This is a genomic window from Acinetobacter sp. CY79 (assembly GCF_059515845.1).
Genome location: NZ_JCAKMY010000007.1, coordinates 1 through 14,983, shown reverse-complemented (window position 1 = coordinate 14,983; position 14,983 = coordinate 1). Strand labels below are relative to the sequence as shown.

The 14,983-nt window shown below is 40.7% G+C and carries 18 protein-coding genes; 13 read left to right on the top strand and 5 right to left on the bottom strand.

All coding sequences use genetic code 11. The features are described from left to right. Positions 1-34: 34 nt before the first annotated feature. The gene (locus AC5YCE_RS03810; protein ID WP_496171110.1) at positions 35-955 is read right to left on the bottom strand and encodes a Dyp-type peroxidase; all 921 of its coding nucleotides are present in this window, start codon (positions 953-955) and stop codon (positions 35-37) included. Positions 956-1,115: 160 nt separating this feature from the next. Here AC5YCE_RS03810 and AC5YCE_RS03805 point away from each other — a divergent pair, with 160 nt between their 5' ends. Both AC5YCE_RS03805 and AC5YCE_RS03800 read left to right on the top strand, forming a co-directional pair. After that, on the top strand, positions 1,116-1,736 hold the full coding sequence (locus tag AC5YCE_RS03805; protein ID WP_496126233.1) for a LysE family transporter: 621 nt from the start codon (positions 1,116-1,118) through the stop codon (positions 1,734-1,736). 59 nt (positions 1,737-1,795) lie between these two features. Continuing rightward, positions 1,796-2,413, top strand: coding sequence for a LysE family translocator (locus AC5YCE_RS03800; protein ID WP_496171109.1), 618 nt, complete (start codon positions 1,796-1,798; stop codon positions 2,411-2,413). 293 nt (positions 2,414-2,706) lie between these two features. Here AC5YCE_RS03800 and AC5YCE_RS03795 read toward each other — a convergent pair whose 3' ends face one another. The 4 genes from AC5YCE_RS03795 to AC5YCE_RS03780 form a co-directional block, all read right to left on the bottom strand. After that, positions 2,707-3,300, bottom strand: a complete 594-nt coding sequence (locus AC5YCE_RS03795) for an SRPBCC family protein (RefSeq protein WP_496171108.1) — start codon at positions 3,298-3,300, stop codon at positions 2,707-2,709. A gap of 235 nt (positions 3,301-3,535) precedes the next feature. Next, the gene (znuB, locus tag AC5YCE_RS03790) at positions 3,536-4,330 is read right to left on the bottom strand and encodes a zinc ABC transporter permease subunit ZnuB (protein ID WP_496171107.1); all 795 of its coding nucleotides are present in this window, start codon (positions 4,328-4,330) and stop codon (positions 3,536-3,538) included. 3 nt (positions 4,331-4,333) lie between these two features. Then, entirely contained in the window at positions 4,334-5,122 is a 789-nt protein-coding gene (gene znuC / locus AC5YCE_RS03785; RefSeq protein ID WP_496171106.1) for a zinc ABC transporter ATP-binding protein ZnuC, read from the bottom strand. Beyond that, positions 5,101-5,592: a transcriptional repressor gene (locus tag AC5YCE_RS03780; RefSeq protein WP_496171105.1), complete on the bottom strand. Its 492-nt coding sequence runs from the start codon at positions 5,590-5,592 to the stop codon at positions 5,101-5,103. The genes znuC and AC5YCE_RS03780 overlap by 22 nt, the downstream gene beginning before the upstream one ends. 136 nt (positions 5,593-5,728) lie before the next feature. Here AC5YCE_RS03780 and AC5YCE_RS03775 point away from each other — a divergent pair, with 136 nt between their 5' ends. From AC5YCE_RS03775 to AC5YCE_RS03725, 11 genes are all read left to right on the top strand, one after another. Next, on the top strand, positions 5,729-6,571 hold the full coding sequence (locus AC5YCE_RS03775) for a metal ABC transporter solute-binding protein, Zn/Mn family (protein WP_496126263.1): 843 nt from the start codon (positions 5,729-5,731) through the stop codon (positions 6,569-6,571). A 168-nt stretch (positions 6,572-6,739) separates the two neighbouring features. Continuing rightward, positions 6,740-7,132, top strand: coding sequence for an ATP synthase subunit I (locus AC5YCE_RS03770; protein ID WP_496126239.1), 393 nt, complete (start codon positions 6,740-6,742; stop codon positions 7,130-7,132). Between the two features lie 111 nt (positions 7,133-7,243). Beyond that, positions 7,244-8,119 (top strand): F0F1 ATP synthase subunit A, encoded by an 876-nt coding sequence (atpB, locus tag AC5YCE_RS03765; RefSeq protein WP_496126240.1) that lies wholly within the window; start codon positions 7,244-7,246, stop codon positions 8,117-8,119. Positions 8,120-8,198: 79 nt separating this feature from the next. Then, entirely contained in the window at positions 8,199-8,453 is a 255-nt protein-coding gene (gene atpE / locus AC5YCE_RS03760) for a F0F1 ATP synthase subunit C (RefSeq protein WP_107008918.1), read from the top strand. Between the two features lie 38 nt (positions 8,454-8,491). Then, the gene (locus AC5YCE_RS03755; RefSeq protein WP_496126241.1) at positions 8,492-8,962 is read left to right on the top strand and encodes a F0F1 ATP synthase subunit B; all 471 of its coding nucleotides are present in this window, start codon (positions 8,492-8,494) and stop codon (positions 8,960-8,962) included. 11 nt (positions 8,963-8,973) lie between these two features. Further along, positions 8,974-9,510 carry a F0F1 ATP synthase subunit delta gene (locus AC5YCE_RS03750; protein ID WP_496126242.1) on the top strand — a complete coding sequence of 179 codons (537 nt, stop codon included), beginning with the start codon at positions 8,974-8,976 and terminating at the stop codon, positions 9,508-9,510. Between the two features lie 63 nt (positions 9,511-9,573). Then, positions 9,574-11,118: a F0F1 ATP synthase subunit alpha gene (gene atpA / locus AC5YCE_RS03745; protein ID WP_496171104.1), complete on the top strand. Its 1,545-nt coding sequence runs from the start codon at positions 9,574-9,576 to the stop codon at positions 11,116-11,118. 90 nt (positions 11,119-11,208) lie between these two features. Continuing rightward, positions 11,209-12,078 carry a F0F1 ATP synthase subunit gamma gene (atpG, locus tag AC5YCE_RS03740; RefSeq protein WP_153389452.1) on the top strand — a complete coding sequence of 290 codons (870 nt, stop codon included), beginning with the start codon at positions 11,209-11,211 and terminating at the stop codon, positions 12,076-12,078. Between the two features lie 26 nt (positions 12,079-12,104). Then, positions 12,105-13,499, top strand: a complete 1,395-nt coding sequence (gene atpD, locus AC5YCE_RS03735; protein ID WP_153373062.1) for a F0F1 ATP synthase subunit beta — start codon at positions 12,105-12,107, stop codon at positions 13,497-13,499. 26 nt (positions 13,500-13,525) lie between these two features. After that, positions 13,526-13,945: a F0F1 ATP synthase subunit epsilon gene (locus AC5YCE_RS03730; protein ID WP_496126244.1), complete on the top strand. Its 420-nt coding sequence runs from the start codon at positions 13,526-13,528 to the stop codon at positions 13,943-13,945. 79 nt (positions 13,946-14,024) lie between these two features. Then, positions 14,025-14,783 carry a hypothetical protein gene (locus AC5YCE_RS03725; protein ID WP_496171103.1) on the top strand — a complete coding sequence of 253 codons (759 nt, stop codon included), beginning with the start codon at positions 14,025-14,027 and terminating at the stop codon, positions 14,781-14,783. Positions 14,784-14,983 lie beyond the last annotated feature (200 nt).

Genomic DNA, 14,983 nt, shown 5'->3' with positions numbered 1-14,983 from the left:
ATATTAGGAAAGCCGACTAACGCCGGCTTTATTTTTACCCTTCCAACACGTCTTCCAACAAATCTTCACTCGGCGCAAAGTAATACGCACCATCGACTGCTGTAACAAAGTGCATTAGACGGTCATGAATGCCATCACCACTTGTACCAAACATACGTAACAGCATCTGATCAATACGCGATAAATCTTTGGTATAAGCAATAAAAAACAAACCTTGTTCACCTTTACCATCACCATATGGGAGCGAGTGACGTAGGATTTCTAACTCTTCACCTTCTTCATCTTCAACCACTGTACGCGCCACATGAGCATTTTTAGGCTTAACATCATCATCCAACTCAATACTTTCAAGTTTGGTACGACCAATCACTTGTTCTTGAGTATCAACTTTGAGGCGTTTCCAACTCTCTAAATTATGCACGTAGCGCTGAGCAAAAACAAAAGAACCATCTGCGAAAACACCTGAGTTTTCAGGTAATAGAGCAGTTTCGCCACGATCATCTGGAAATTGAGGGTTCTCAGTACCATCAATGAAACCAGTCAAATCACGACCATCTAAATAACGGAAGCATACACGTTCATCGAGAACTTCAACTTGATCTTGAATGCCATCAAAGAAGGACTGGCTGAGTGCAAAACAAATGTCACTCCGTGCAGAAGCGATATGGATTAGTACATCTGCAGGTACGACAGGCATTTCAAACAAACCATGAATTGGACTTAATTGTTTAAATCCTTGAGGGGCTTGATTATATAAACGAGACCATAGCTCAGGGCCAAACGCGACAGCAGTTTTGATCTCAGCATCAGGATGTTGCGCGATCAAACGATCACGTGTCGTGAATAAATGTTCAAGCTTTTCTTTTAAACCATCAATAGACAGATCTTTTAAACGTATCACAATAAAACGAGCATGATTAGACGGTAATGGTAAAATTACAGATTGGGCTGTCATTGAACGATGGCTCCTCGATTATTTTCTTTGCTATCACTTATTGTGCATCAAGCATCTTGACCTTAATAGGGAAATCTATAGATTTTTTAAATTAAATGGGTCAGGTAACCGAGTCAAATCGGTTTATAATTTGAAGCTCTACTCAAAACTGATTTAAACAATGTCTTACCAAATGTGGTTTGCCTACATGCTTGCATGTTGGGTCATTAGTATATCTCCTGGTGCAGGTGCAATTGCATCAATGTCTAGTGGTTTAAACTATGGTTTTAAACGTGGCTACTGGAATGCTATCGGTTTACAACTGGCATTGGTGGTTCAGATTGGTATTGTTGCTGCAGGGGCGGGGGTGTTACTTGCAACTTCGCCATGGGCATTTTTAGCCATAAAATGGTTCGGTGTCTGCTACTTATTATATTTGGCTTATGTGCAGTGGAAAGCGCCTGTTCAAACCATTGAAATTGCTGTCGATGCGAAACAAAAATCTATTCCGAAATTGGTGATGTACGGCTTTTTAGTGAATATGAGTAATCCAAAGGCAATTGTTTTTCTGTTGGCGGTATTGCCTCAATTTTTAGATTTATCCCAACCGCAGTGGCCTCAATATCTCATTATGGGGATGACCATGATTACGATTGATTTGATCGTGATGGCAGGCTATACAGGTTTAGCGGCTAAAGTTTTAAGATTGTTAAAATCTCCGAAACAGCAAAAATATCTCAATCGAACTTTTGCAGTTTTGTTTGCGGGCGCAGCAAGTTTACTCAGTTTGGTACATCAATAATTTTATATTTTCTAGAGTTAAAAATTTAACCCAACCACACATCTAGAAGGTGGAGCGACATGAATTATTTAGAATTTTATCTTTATGTGGTCAGTGTCGTGATTATGATTGCCACACCAGGGCCAGTGATGATCTTGGTAGCCAGTGCTGGAATTAAAGGCGGCTATCGCAAAGCTTTAGAGACCATTCTAGGAACGAATTTAGCCTCATTAATACTCATTGCTTTATCGATTCTGATTTTAAAAGGCATGTTGAGTATTAATGAAAACTTATTCCTCGTGATTAAGATTTTAGGTTGTATTTATATTGGCTATTTAGGATTTGAAATTCTCAAAGAGGTTCGACTCTCAAAAGATCAAGCAATAGAAACATTAAAGCCCATTGATGGTGGTCTTCAAAAAGGTTTCTTAGTCGGTATTTCCAACCCGAAAGATATCATTTTCTTTTCTTCGTTCTTTCCGCAATTTGTCGGTATTCATCCAGATCTGAATGTCAGTTTATTGATTCTTGTCGTGGCGTGGATTGTTCTTGATTTTTTAACGTTGTCAGTGGTTTATCTAGGGTTTAATCAACTCTCGAAAAGTCAACATTATCCAAAGGTTTTAGCATTGTGTGGCTTGATTCTGGTCTTGATTGCTGCATATGGATTATATATTTCATGGATGTATAGGGGTTAATTTGCAACATAATTCATATCAATTCTGACATTGAAACAGAGTGTCATCACTTCAGTTGAAACAATAGGCTTCTTGTGTAAATCAAATTTTAATCACTATTCAATTCATACTGGAAGTTGCCTCTCCTTTTAAAGGAGAGGGTTGGGGGAGAGGATTTATATTAAAATGCTCATGATCCTAAGCTTATCGCAAAAGCAGAAGGCGCTTTTTCAATCTTAATTTCATGGTCTAATTTTGTACAGTTTTCGACTTTTGCAAGAGATCTAATCTGTTTTATTTAAAATTACAGGATTTTATTTTGCATTTTCTTCAACATAATTTTTTAAATGATTTGCCATTTCCCACTGCGATCCTAAAAAACGATATAAAGATTCAGTTTCTTGTGGAGTAGCATTTTTAATAAAACTTTTATCGCTTAAATCAACTTCAATTGAGCGTTTAAACACGGTTGAGTTTTTAGATTTTTCAATAAACTCATATTTGAGGCGTGCGAAGATAGGGGCTTTGGCCGCAAAAGTGTCTATACCTGAAATGACAAAGAGCTTATTGGGAATATATTCTTCGACAGTAAGCTCCTTGGTCCAATTGGGAATCCCTGGGATTGGACTTGCAATGGTTTCTTTGAATTTAGCTCCTTTTTTTACGTCAACTTTCGCAGGTGAGATGGCTTGTGTTACACCTTTATTGATCTGAGGCCATGCTGTGACATTGGTTAGGCTATTGAATACTTCAGCGATGGGACGCTCAATGACCACAGTCGCAGAACCGCCCGATGGGTATTTAATCAATTTTAAATCGGAGTTTAATTTTTTTGCTTTTACTTCGGCTGCACATGTTAGTGGCAGAAGTAATGAACATAAAAGGGATGCAGCAAGTAGTTTTTTCATGTTTTAACGCTCAATATGACTTGAGTATCAAGATAAAAATTGCAGTAATATTTTTCTAGTTGCCAAGTGTAATGACGGATTTTATAAGCAAGTGGCGTTATTTTGTTTTTAGATGAATTGTTTGTAAAATTAAATGCTTATAGTCTAATTCATGGGCTGTTTTTGCAAGATTCTGTTATTTGAAAAACATTATCCTACAAAAAGCACTGTAAATTTTTTGTGGTTGGATATGACATTACTTTTTAAACTTTTGAACGATAAAAATGACAGCAAACAAAATCGACATGGTGAGTACGATGCTCAAGCCAGTCGCAATGTTCAGTCCTGCACTTGACCATAAACCAATCGTAATACCCAGTTGAGCCACGATAAACGCCATCAAGACCATCTGCTTTGGAGAGTGAGCAAGTAAGCGTGCCGTCAAAGCAGGAATGACCAATAAAGCCCCCATCAACAAAGAACCGACAGCGCGTAAGGCCAATACGGTAAATAATGCAAGCAGGATCATGAAGATCAAACGTTGCCATTTTGCATTTACGCCTTCACTGATGGCAATATCAGGGTCGATCGCAATTTGAATCTGCGCTTTCCAGTTTTTATACAGAACCACTAAAGCAATGATGATGACCAATGCAAAAACGGGTAAGTTTGACCAAGAGATAGTGAGTAAGTCACCAAATAAATAGCTCAATAATTCAGGTCTTAACGCAGGTAAATGCTGAATGAGCAATAAACCCGAGCAGAGTAAGGTTGCTGAACATAATGCCAATAAAGCATCATTCGGCAAACGAGGATCATGTAAAACCCAGAGCACACCTACCAAAAGTAGGGCTGTAAATGTCACACCCACCCAGAGGGGGAGGGTAAGAATCCCTGCAATGGCGACACCCAATAATGTTCCATGTGCCATGGTATCTGCAAAAAAAGACATACGACGCCAAAGCATCAGACAGCCCAATGGCGCAGTCAAAAAAACCAAAAGTGTCCCCATGATCCATGCTGGCAATAGGAGTTGTAACCATTCCATCATGATCTAGACTTCCGGTTCAGGGTGAATGTGTGGACGAGGATCATGTTGGCAAGGTGTAGCAGAGTCTCCATGACCACAGTGATCGTGGTGATGTTGATAAAAGACACGATTGGTACCAAAGATCGCCTGATATTCAGGATGGTTTTGTATCGAGTCTGGCAGACCGCTACAACAGATGTGCTTATTTAAACAGATTACGCGTTGCGTACCTTGCATCACCCATTGTAAGTCGTGAGAGACAATCAAAATCGAGCAACCATAACGCTCAGGTAGGCTACGCACATAGTCATAAAGTTCAGCTTCAGACTGAATGTCCAAGCCTTGCATTGGCTCGTCAAGGACCAATAGATCAGGCTGGCGCAACAAAGCCCGTGCTAACAGCACGCGTTGACGCTCACCCCCCGAAAGTTGCTGAACCTTTGAATTGTCTAGTTTGGCAATGCCTGTATCGCGGATAATTTCAGCTTTAATCGTCGCATCACAATGCTCTAAATCGAGTAAATCTTTGACACGTAAGGGAAGGCTATGTGAGGGATTAAATTTTTGAGGGACGTAGGCCAACTTTAACTGTTTTTTAGTTTTAATTTTTCCAGAATTTGGCTTAACAATACCTAGAATGATTTTAATCAGCGTTGATTTACCTGCACCATTGGGACCAATGAGCGTAATAATTTCTTTCTCAGCAATCGAGAAATCAATATTTTTTAAAATATCACGCTCATCGATTCGAACATTAATTTGATCAAGTTGAATCAATGCAGCTTCGTGGCTTACTTCGAGCACTGTTGGCAAATTCCTGAAATTTCAATAATGCTGTGATGCGCTTTAAATTGGTCAGAATCAGCCAATAGATTTAATTGCTGAATCAGACCTGATGCAGACGCTTCTGTAACGGCATGACATTCATTACAAATTAAGAATGCAGCTTGATGTCCCTCACGAGGATGACAGCAGGGGATATAGGCATTGATCGACGTCAAACGGTGAATAAAGCCTTTTTCTAATAAAAAATCGAGTGTACGATACACCGTCGGTGGAGCAGCAGGACGTTCGGTAGAACCTTTGAGTTTCGCCAAAAGATCATAAGCACCGACAGGACCCGATGCATTTAAGATCAGCTCGAGGACTTTCTTACGCAAAGGAGTCAGGCGAGCGCCTGAAGTCGCACAAATGGTTTCAGCTTCAGCGAGGCGAGCTTGAACATTTGGGTGATCATGCACACCGTGTAACGTATCGTGATGCTCGTGCGAACATAAGCTCATTACTGACCTCAAGACATTTTATAATAAAGAAATATAAATAAATCATATCATGAAGCATGATCTACTTACGAACGGCATAGGCAATGGTTGTATTTTGTTATAATATAACATGAAATCTGAATCGGTATATCTCCCAATGCTACGCATTCTTGCATTCTTTTTACTTTCTACATTCGCTCTGACCAGTTGGGCACAAGCGCCCATGGTGGTGTCTACACATCCTATTTATTTGATTGCTAAAGAAATTACGCAAGGTGTAGAAGAGCCAAAATTGTTGTTAGAAAGTCAAACGGGGCATGATGTTCATATGACACCTGCACATCGTAAGATGATTCAGGAGGCTTCATTGGTGATTTGGTTGGGCAAGGCACACGAGGCACCGTTAGCAAATGTGCTCTCTACCCATAAAAGTTCGATTGCTTTATTGGATGCAGGAATTATTCAGACTCTGCCAATGCGAAATGCACGTGGTGTTGCCTTAAAAAATACAGTCGATACCCACGTATGGCTTGATCCGAACAATGCAGTGCGTATTGGTTTTTTCATGGCGGCACTCAGATCTCAGCAGCATCCAGAAAACAAAGCAGTCTATTGGTCGAATGCGCGTCAATTTGCTCAAAAAATGCTTTCAGCATCTCAACAGATTAAATCTCCAGCACGAGCACAACCTTATTGGGCATTGCATGATGCCTATCAGTATTTAGAGCGTCCTTTAAATCTGAAATTTGCAGGCTCACTGACTGAAGACACACATATGGCACCGACTGTGGCGCAGATCAAATACCTAAATGACACTCGACCAAAGCCAAAAATGTGCTTATTGGCTGAAGCAGGTGCAAGTTCAAGTCAGTATAAAAAGCTCGGAAATGTCACTTTTGAAGCAGTTGATGAGAGCTTTAATGCTCAGCAACACTTCGTAAAAGCATGGCAAGATTTGGCTAAAAAAGCACAAAATTGTCTTAGAAATAGTCAAAATTGATTCAGATTTGAACAGAAATTGTATAAATCAACAGCAATCTATATTTTCTTATACCAGACTTAGGTCGGGAAAAGATTGCATGTTCAGGGGTGTAACTCTATAATGCCTGCGATTAAAAATAATCATCAGCTAAACTTGTCAAGCATGAATGCTGTGAGTGAGTAAAAAATGAGCCGAACTAGTCGCTTGATTGACCGACGATTAGCGAAAGCTTTAGTCATCTTGCAAGCATGTATGATACCTGTTTCAGCCTTGATAGCGTGGGTCTTGAAAGACTCGACTGCGGCTTTGAGTGCAGCATTAGGTGCACTCGTATGTTGGCTTGCCAGTTGTTATTTTTCATGGCAGTCGTTCCGAGCTGCAGGTGCAAGAGCTTCGAAACAGGTTCTATCGAACATGTATCGAGGGTTGCTCGGTAAGTTTGCAATAGTGATTGTTGGATTCACTTTGATTTTGATCAATGTTAAACCGTTGTCAGCGGGAGCATTGTTTTGTGGTTTTATACTCGTTCAGACCATGACGTGGGTCGCTCCGTTTTGGGCGTCACGACTAGCAAAATGAGTGAAGTCGCAACAAAAATTGAAAAGTTTTTTAGAAGATTAACGAGATATCAAGCAGCACGCGATGTTCGTTAACTCTAATTTAGTATTTGACATTAACCAGGTGTGATTTATGGCTGCTGAAGAACATACCCTTACCTCGTCTGAGTATATTCAGCATCACTTAACGAACATGACCTATGGTAAATCACCAGACGGTACATGGAAGTTAGCTGAGACTGCTGAAGAAGCGAAAGAGATGGGGTTCACTGCTATTCACTTGGATTCAATGGGTTGGTCAATCGGCCTTGGTATCATTTTCTGCCTATTATTTTGGATGGTAGCGAAAGCTGCAAATGCTGGTATCCCTAGCAAATTCCAAGCGGCAATCGAAATGATTATCGAGTTTGTTGACTCTAGTGTCCGCGACACTTTCCATGGCAAATCACGTTTAATTGCTCCTCTTGCATTAACCATTTTCGTGTGGATTTTCCTCATGAACACAATGGATTTAATCCCAGTTGACTTTATCCCGTATACAGCTCAATTGATTGGTGCACACGTATTTGGTATGGACCCTCACCATGTCTACTTCAAAATCGTTCCAACTACTGACCCTAACGTAACATTAGGTATGGCGTTATCAGTATTTGCGTTAACTATTTTTTATAGTATTCGTGAGAAAGGGCTTGTCGGTTTTGGTGCTGAATTTGCACTCAATCCATTCAATCCAAGTAACCCATTCTTAAAAGCACTTCTAATTCCAGTCAACATTCTTCTTGAATTAGTAACTTTTATTGCGCGTCCAATTTCATTGGCTCTACGACTGTTCGGTAACATGTATGCGGGTGAGTTAATCTTCATTCTTATCGCGTTATTGCCGTTTTGGATTCAATGGGCGTTGTCTGTGCCATGGGCAATCTTCCATATTCTTGTTATCACGTTACAAGCGTTCATCTTCATGATGTTAACGATCGTGTATATGAGTATGGCTAGCGAAAAGCATTAATTAATATTTGCTCGACTGCATAAGGCAGTTGGGCTAAAGTTTTTTTGTTTGATTTAAACTCAACCTTGAGGATATTTTCATGGATTTAGTAGTTGGCTTATCTGCTGTTGCAGCTGCTCTTTTAATCGCGTTTGGTGCTTTAGGTACTGCAATTGGTTTTGGTCTTTTAGGCGGTCGTTTCCTTGAAGCTGTTGCTCGTCAACCAGAATTAGCTCCACAACTTCAAACTCGTATGTTCTTAATCGCGGGTCTTCTTGATGCTGTGCCTATGATCGGTGTTGGTATTGGCTTGTTCATTATCTTTGCTAATCCGTTCATCGGCTTGTTGGGTTAATTCGCTAAATTCCGAAATCAACTATTTGAGGAATTGCAATGAATATTAACCTCACATTGTTTGGCCAAGCGATTGCTTTTGCGATGTTCGTCGCATTTTGCATGAAGTTTGTATGGCCACCGCTAATCAATGCGATTAGTGAGCGTCAGCGTAAAATTGCTGATGGCTTAAATGCTGCTGAAAAAGCGAAAGCAGATCTTGCTGATGCGCAAGCGCAAGTTAAGCAAGAAATTGATGCAGCGAAAGCACAAGCGGCTCAATTGATTGAACAAGCGAACCGTCGTGGGGCGCAATTGGTTGAAGAAGCTCGTACTCAAGCATCTGCTGAAGGTGAGCGTATTCGTCAACAAGCTAAAGAAGCTGTTGATACAGAAATCAATGCTGCTCGCGAAGAATTACGTCAACAAGTCGCTGCTCTTGCAGTAACTGGTGCAGAGAAAATTCTGAACCAGCAAGTTGATGAAGCAGCTCATAATGCCATGCTGACTCAGCTGGCTGCTAAACTTTAAGCGAGGCGATTATGGCTGAATTCTTGACGTTAGCACGCCCATATGCAAAAGCAGCATTTGCTTTCGCTTCTGAGCAAGGTGCAACTGACAATTGGTCAAATGTGTTACAAGTGCTTAGTGCTGCTGTGCAAGATGAAGCATTTTCCGCTTACTTGAGTCGCCCTGAGCTAACTCCTGTAGAGCAGGTGAGTCTTTTTGCAAAAGTTTTAGGTGAAGACCAAACTGCACCAGTGTCAAACTTTTTGACATTGCTTGCTGAAAACAATCGTTTGGCGCTTCTTCCTGAGATTTACACAGAGTACGAACTGCTTAAATCACAAAATAACAACGTTGTTGATGTAGTGATTGAATCTGCATTACCAATGACTTCAGTTCAAGAGCAACTACTGACTCATGCATTAGAAAAACGTTTTAATGCAAAAGTGGATGTGAAAGTTGAAGTGAACCCAGCGTTAATCGCAGGTGTTGTTATTCGTGCAGGCGACCAAGTGATAGATGATTCTGCGCTTAACAAGCTTGAAAAAATGCGGACTCGTCTTCTTGCGTAATTTTGCTTGAAAATAGCGGCGTAATAGAAGACTGAACTTAATTAAAGATTGAGGTATAGCGCAATGCAACAACTGAATCCATCCGAGATCAGTGCGCTCATTAAACAGCGTATCGGCGATCTGGACACCAGCGCGACCGCTAAGAACGAAGGGACCATTGTTATGGTTTCCGACGGTATTGTGCGTATTCACGGCCTAGCAGATGCTATGTACGGTGAAATGATCGAATTCGACGGCGGCTTATACGGTATGGCACTGAACCTAGAACAGGATTCAGTGGGCGTCGTTGTTTTAGGTAACTACTTAAGCCTTCAAGAAGGTCAAAAAGCGCGTTGCACAGGTCGTGTATTAGAAGTTCCGGTTGGTCCTGAACTTCTTGGCCGTGTAGTAGATGCTTTGGGTAACCCAATTGATGGTAAAGGCCCAATTGATGCAAAACTCACTGATGCTGTTGAAAAAGTAGCACCAGGCGTAATTTGGCGTCAATCAGTGGATCAACCTGTACAAACTGGTTACAAATCAGTTGATACAATGATCCCAGTCGGCCGTGGTCAACGTGAGTTGATCATTGGTGACCGTCAAACTGGTAAAACAGCAATGGCGATCGATGCGATCATCGCTCAGAAACAATCTGGCATTAAATGTGTATACGTAGCTATTGGTCAAAAACAATCGACTATCGCTAACGTTGTACGCAAGCTAGAAGAAACTGGCGCTATGGCGTATACAACTGTTGTAGCAGCAGCTGCAGCCGATCCAGCAGCAATGTTGTATTTGGCTCCATACTCTGGCTGTACAATGGGCGAATACTTCCGTGACCGTGGTGAAGATGCGTTAATCATTTATGATGACTTGTCTAAACAAGCTGTTGCGTATCGTCAAATTTCATTGCTTTTACGCCGTCCACCAGGTCGTGAAGCGTATCCAGGTGACGTATTCTATCTTCATAGTCGTCTACTTGAACGTGCTTCTCGTGTATCTGCTGACTACGTTGAGAAATTCACTAACGGTGAAGTTAAAGGCCAAACTGGTTCATTAACTGCATTGCCGATTATTGAAACTCAAGCGGGTGACGTATCTGCATTCGTACCAACGAACGTAATTTCGATTACTGATGGTCAGATCTTCCTAGAAACATCATTATTCAACGCAGGTATTCGTCCTGCTGTGAACGCGGGTATCTCTGTATCTCGTGTTGGTGGTTCTGCGCAAACCAAGATCATCAAAAAATTGTCTGGTGGTATCCGTACCGCTTTAGCACAATACCGTGAATTGGCAGCGTTCGCTCAGTTTGCTTCTGATCTTGACGAAGCAACTCGTAAGCAGTTAGAACACGGTCAACGTGTAACTGAATTAATGAAGCAAAAACAATATGCTCCATATTCAATCGCTGACCAAGCTGTTTCAATTTATGCATCTAACGAAGGTTATATGACTGACGTTGAAGTGAAGAAAATTGTAGACTTTGATGCTGCACTTGTTTCTTACTTCCGTTCAGAACATGCTGCGTTAATGCAAAAAATTGACGAGTCTGGTGCTTGGGATAAAGAAATCGAAGCACAATTCAAAGCAGGTATTGAAAGCTTTAAAGCGACTCAAACTTACTAAGTTTCAACTGGTTTGAAATTTAGTGTCGGTTTGGTTCACGGAATCAACCTTCGGAAGCTCGAAAGGGCTTTCGAATACTAGGTTAAGCGTATGGCAAATTTAAAAGAAATTCGCGCCAAAGTAGCTAGTATCAAGAGCACGCAAAAGATTACTCGAGCGATGCAAATGGTAGCAGCTTCTAAGATGCGTCGTGCGCAAGAGCGCATGGCTCAAGGCCGTCCGTATGCCGAAAATATGCACCGTGTAATTGCTCATTTGGTTCAAGCGAATCCTGAATACAAACACCGTTATATGGTTGAACGTCCTGTAAAGCGCGTTGGCTATATTATTGTATCTTCAGATCGTGGCCTTGCTGGTGGTTTGAACATTAACTTGTTCAAGAAAGTGGTCAAACACGTTCAACAGCAACAAGAGCAGTCAATTGAAGTTCAATTTGCTTTAATTGGTCAAAAAGCGGTTTCGTTTTTTAAAAACTACGGCGGTAAAGTTCTTGGTGCAACGACGCAAGTCGGTGATACACCAAGTCTTGAGCAGTTATCTGGTTCTGTACAGGTGATGTTAGACGCTTATGATAAAGGCGAGTTAGATCGTATTTATCTAGTGTCAAATGGCTTTGTCAATGCCATGACTCAAAATCAAAAGATCGAACAACTTGTTCCATTGGCTGCGGCTGATGAGGGCGAGAATCTGAACCGTCAATACGGTTGGGATTACATCTACGAACCTGAAGCTGAAGAGCTTCTAAATGGTTTGTTGGTTCGCTATATCGAGTCTGTGGTGTATCAAGGCGTGATTGAAAACATCGCGTGTGAGCAGTCTGCACGTATGGTTGCTATGAAAGCAGCAACTGACAATGCGGGCGAGATCATTAAGAGCCTACAACTTATTTATAACAAGCTGCGTCAAGCCGCGATTACTCAGGAAATTTCTGAGATCGTTGGTGGTGCCGCTGCCGTTTAACATTATTTTGAATTGAGGAGACAGCAATGAATAGCGGTCGTATCATTCAGATCATCGGCGCGGTAATCGACGTCGAGTTTGAACGCAACAGCGTTCCTAAGATCTATGACGCTCTCCAAGTAGATGGTACTGAAACTACTTTAGAAGTTCAGCAACAACTTGGTGATGGCGTAGTTCGTACTATTGCAATGGGTTCTACTGAAGGCCTTAAGCGTGGTTTGAACGTAGTTAACACTGGCGCTCCAATCTCTGTACCTGTAGGTACAGCATGTTTGGGTCGTATCATGGACGTTCTTGGTCGCCCAATCGACGAAGCTGGTCCTGTTGCGACTGAAGAGCGTTTACCAATTCACCGCTCAGCACCTTCTTATGCTGAACAAGCAGCTTCTACTGACCTTTTAGAAACTGGTATTAAAGTCATCGACTTACTATGCCCGTTCGCGAAAGGTGGTAAAGTTGGTCTGTTCGGTGGTGCCGGTGTTGGTAAAACTGTAAACATGATGGAATTGATCAACAACATCGCGAAAGCTCACTCAGGTTTATCTGTGTTTGCTGGTGTTGGTGAGCGTACTCGTGAAGGTAATGACTTCTATCACGAAATGAAAGATTCTAACGTTCTTGACAAAGTAGCAATGGTCTACGGTCAGATGAACGAGCCACCAGGTAACCGTTTACGCGTAGCGTTGACTGGTTTGACGATGGCTGAGTATTTCCGTGACGAGAAAGACGAAAACGGTAAAGGCCGTGACGTACTATTGTTCGTAGATAACATCTATCGTTATACACTAGCGGGTACTGAAGTATCAGCACTGCTAGGTCGTATGCCATCTGCTGTAGGTTACCAGCCTACGCTTGCAGAAGAGATGGGTGTTCTTCAAGAACGTATTACATCGACTAAGTCTGGTTCTATTACGTCAATCCAAGCGGTATACGTACCTGCCGATGACTTAACAGATCCATCGCCTGCAACTACCTTCGCTCACTTAGACGCAACTGTAGTATTGAGCCGTGACATCGCATCTTCTGGTATTTACCCAGCGATCGATCCACTTGACTCAACTTCACGCCAGCTTGACCCGCTAGTTGTTGGTCAAGAGCATTACGAAATTGCTCGTTCAGTTCAAAACGTTCTTCAACGTTATAAAGAATTGAAAGACATTATCGCAATTCTTGGTATGGATGAGCTTGCAGAAGAAGATAAATTGGTTGTTTACCGTGCGCGTAAAATCCAACGTTTCTTCTCTCAACCGTTCCACGTAGCTGAAGTATTTACTGGCGCGCCTGGTAAATTAGTATCTCTTAAAGAAACGATTCGTGGCTTTAAAGGTCTTCTAGCTGGTGAATACGATCACATCCCAGAACAAGCGTTCTATATGGTTGGTGGTATTGACGAAGTAATTGCTAAAGCTGAGAAACTTTAATTAGTTCCCTAATTTAGGAGATTCTCATGTCGACTATGCAATGTGACGTTGTAAGTGTTAAAGAGTCTTTGTACTCTGGCACTGTAACTATGCTAATTGCCAAAGGTGCTGGTGGTGAGTTGGGTATTATGCCTGGCCATGCGCCATTAGTAACTTTGCTTCAACCGGGCGCAATTCGCGTTCAGTTGGAAAACGGTACAGAAGAATTAATCTATGTATCGGGTGGTGTTCTTGAAGTTCAGCCGCATGTCGTTACGATTCTTGCAGATACTGCAATTCGTGCCGAAAACTTAGATGAAGCTGCAATTCTTGAAGCGCGTAAAAACGCTGAAGCTTTGCTTGCGAATCAAAAGAGCGAGTTGGACACTGCTGCTGCACTTGCTGTCTTGGCAGAAACTGTTGCTCAGTTGGAAACGATCCGCAAAATCAAAAACCGCGCTCAATAAGAGACGGTTCGAGATTGAAAAACCACCCGAAAGGGTGGTTTTTTTATGGTATAAACATATATAAATAAAGGGAATTTTTATGATTAAAGCATCGTTTTTTTATCGGGGATTCATTTTTTTAGCTTTCGTTACTTATATTATTTGTTTTGTAATTGCTGTAATTTATATGCAAGGAAGTTATTGGGATGAAATATTAAAAGCATTAACTACTCCAATAAGTTTTACGATATTTATTGCATTCTTTGCAATGGCTTTTGCATTAGAAAACTATCTTAGAAAAACCGATTTAGATATAGCGGGTAGTGTAGAAATTTATAATTATAAGCCTAAAAAAAGCGGATATGGTTATGATACTAGTGTTGTAAGTTTTCAACTAAATAACTATAAAGATAAGACAGTTGTTATCTATAAGGTTTATCTACGATTGGAAGAAAATTTATATATTGAACTATTAGATACAAGTAAGGAGCCAATATTACTAAAGGCTTATGATACCTATTTTAAAGAGTTGAAAAAAACACTTTATTATGAAAAAGAAAATAAACCTAAATTAATAAATAATATTAATCTTGGTAATTCAGATATTTATTTAGATACAAATGAAGGTAGATATAAGGTAAAGAAAAAAATAGAGAATTGGGCACCTAAGAAAGAGAAAACTTTAATTCCAATTACAACAACTAAAGAGTATGAATTTGACGTTAAATTTTACATCCGAGAAAATTCTCCAATTTCATTACAGCCTACAATATATGCTGTTAATTTTGGGCAAGAAATTATAAAAATAAACGGAAAACATGTAAATATTAAAAATATTGAAAATGTTGAGGAGTTATAGCTAAAAATCCAATATGAGCTACAATAGAAAAAACACTAAGATTTAGGATCATGCCAAAAACATATTCTGTCGATTTACGCGAAAAAGTCATGCAGTTTTATAAAGAATCACAGCATAAATCCAAAACGTGTGAACTGTTTAATATTGCAAGAACCACCCTAGATGATTGGATCCTACTCGAACAGCAGACTGGTCAGCTC

Coding starts and splice junctions, on each gene's coding strand:
- AC5YCE_RS03730 (WP_496126244.1), top strand. CDS start 13,526: ATGTCGACTATGCAATGTGACGTTGTAAGTGTTAAAGAGTCTTTGTAC.
- AC5YCE_RS03780 (WP_496171105.1), bottom strand. CDS start 5,592: ATGAGCTTATGTTCGCACGAGCATCACGATACGTTACACGGTGTGCAT.
- atpB (WP_496126240.1), top strand. CDS start 7,244: ATGGCTGCTGAAGAACATACCCTTACCTCGTCTGAGTATATTCAGCAT.
- AC5YCE_RS03750 (WP_496126242.1), top strand. CDS start 8,974: ATGGCTGAATTCTTGACGTTAGCACGCCCATATGCAAAAGCAGCATTT.
- AC5YCE_RS03795 (WP_496171108.1), bottom strand. CDS start 3,300: ATGAAAAAACTACTTGCTGCATCCCTTTTATGTTCATTACTTCTGCCA.
- AC5YCE_RS03755 (WP_496126241.1), top strand. CDS start 8,492: ATGAATATTAACCTCACATTGTTTGGCCAAGCGATTGCTTTTGCGATG.
- AC5YCE_RS03805 (WP_496126233.1), top strand. CDS start 1,116: ATGTCTTACCAAATGTGGTTTGCCTACATGCTTGCATGTTGGGTCATT.
- AC5YCE_RS03770 (WP_496126239.1), top strand. CDS start 6,740: ATGAGCCGAACTAGTCGCTTGATTGACCGACGATTAGCGAAAGCTTTA.
- znuB (WP_496171107.1), bottom strand. CDS start 4,330: ATGATGGAATGGTTACAACTCCTATTGCCAGCATGGATCATGGGGACA.
- AC5YCE_RS03810 (WP_496171110.1), bottom strand. CDS start 955: ATGACAGCCCAATCTGTAATTTTACCATTACCGTCTAATCATGCTCGT.
- atpD (WP_153373062.1), top strand. CDS start 12,105: ATGAATAGCGGTCGTATCATTCAGATCATCGGCGCGGTAATCGACGTC.
- AC5YCE_RS03800 (WP_496171109.1), top strand. CDS start 1,796: ATGAATTATTTAGAATTTTATCTTTATGTGGTCAGTGTCGTGATTATG.
- atpE (WP_107008918.1), top strand. CDS start 8,199: ATGGATTTAGTAGTTGGCTTATCTGCTGTTGCAGCTGCTCTTTTAATC.
- AC5YCE_RS03775 (WP_496126263.1), top strand. CDS start 5,729: ATGCTACGCATTCTTGCATTCTTTTTACTTTCTACATTCGCTCTGACC.
- AC5YCE_RS03725 (WP_496171103.1), top strand. CDS start 14,025: ATGATTAAAGCATCGTTTTTTTATCGGGGATTCATTTTTTTAGCTTTC.
- atpA (WP_496171104.1), top strand. CDS start 9,574: ATGCAACAACTGAATCCATCCGAGATCAGTGCGCTCATTAAACAGCGT.
- atpG (WP_153389452.1), top strand. CDS start 11,209: ATGGCAAATTTAAAAGAAATTCGCGCCAAAGTAGCTAGTATCAAGAGC.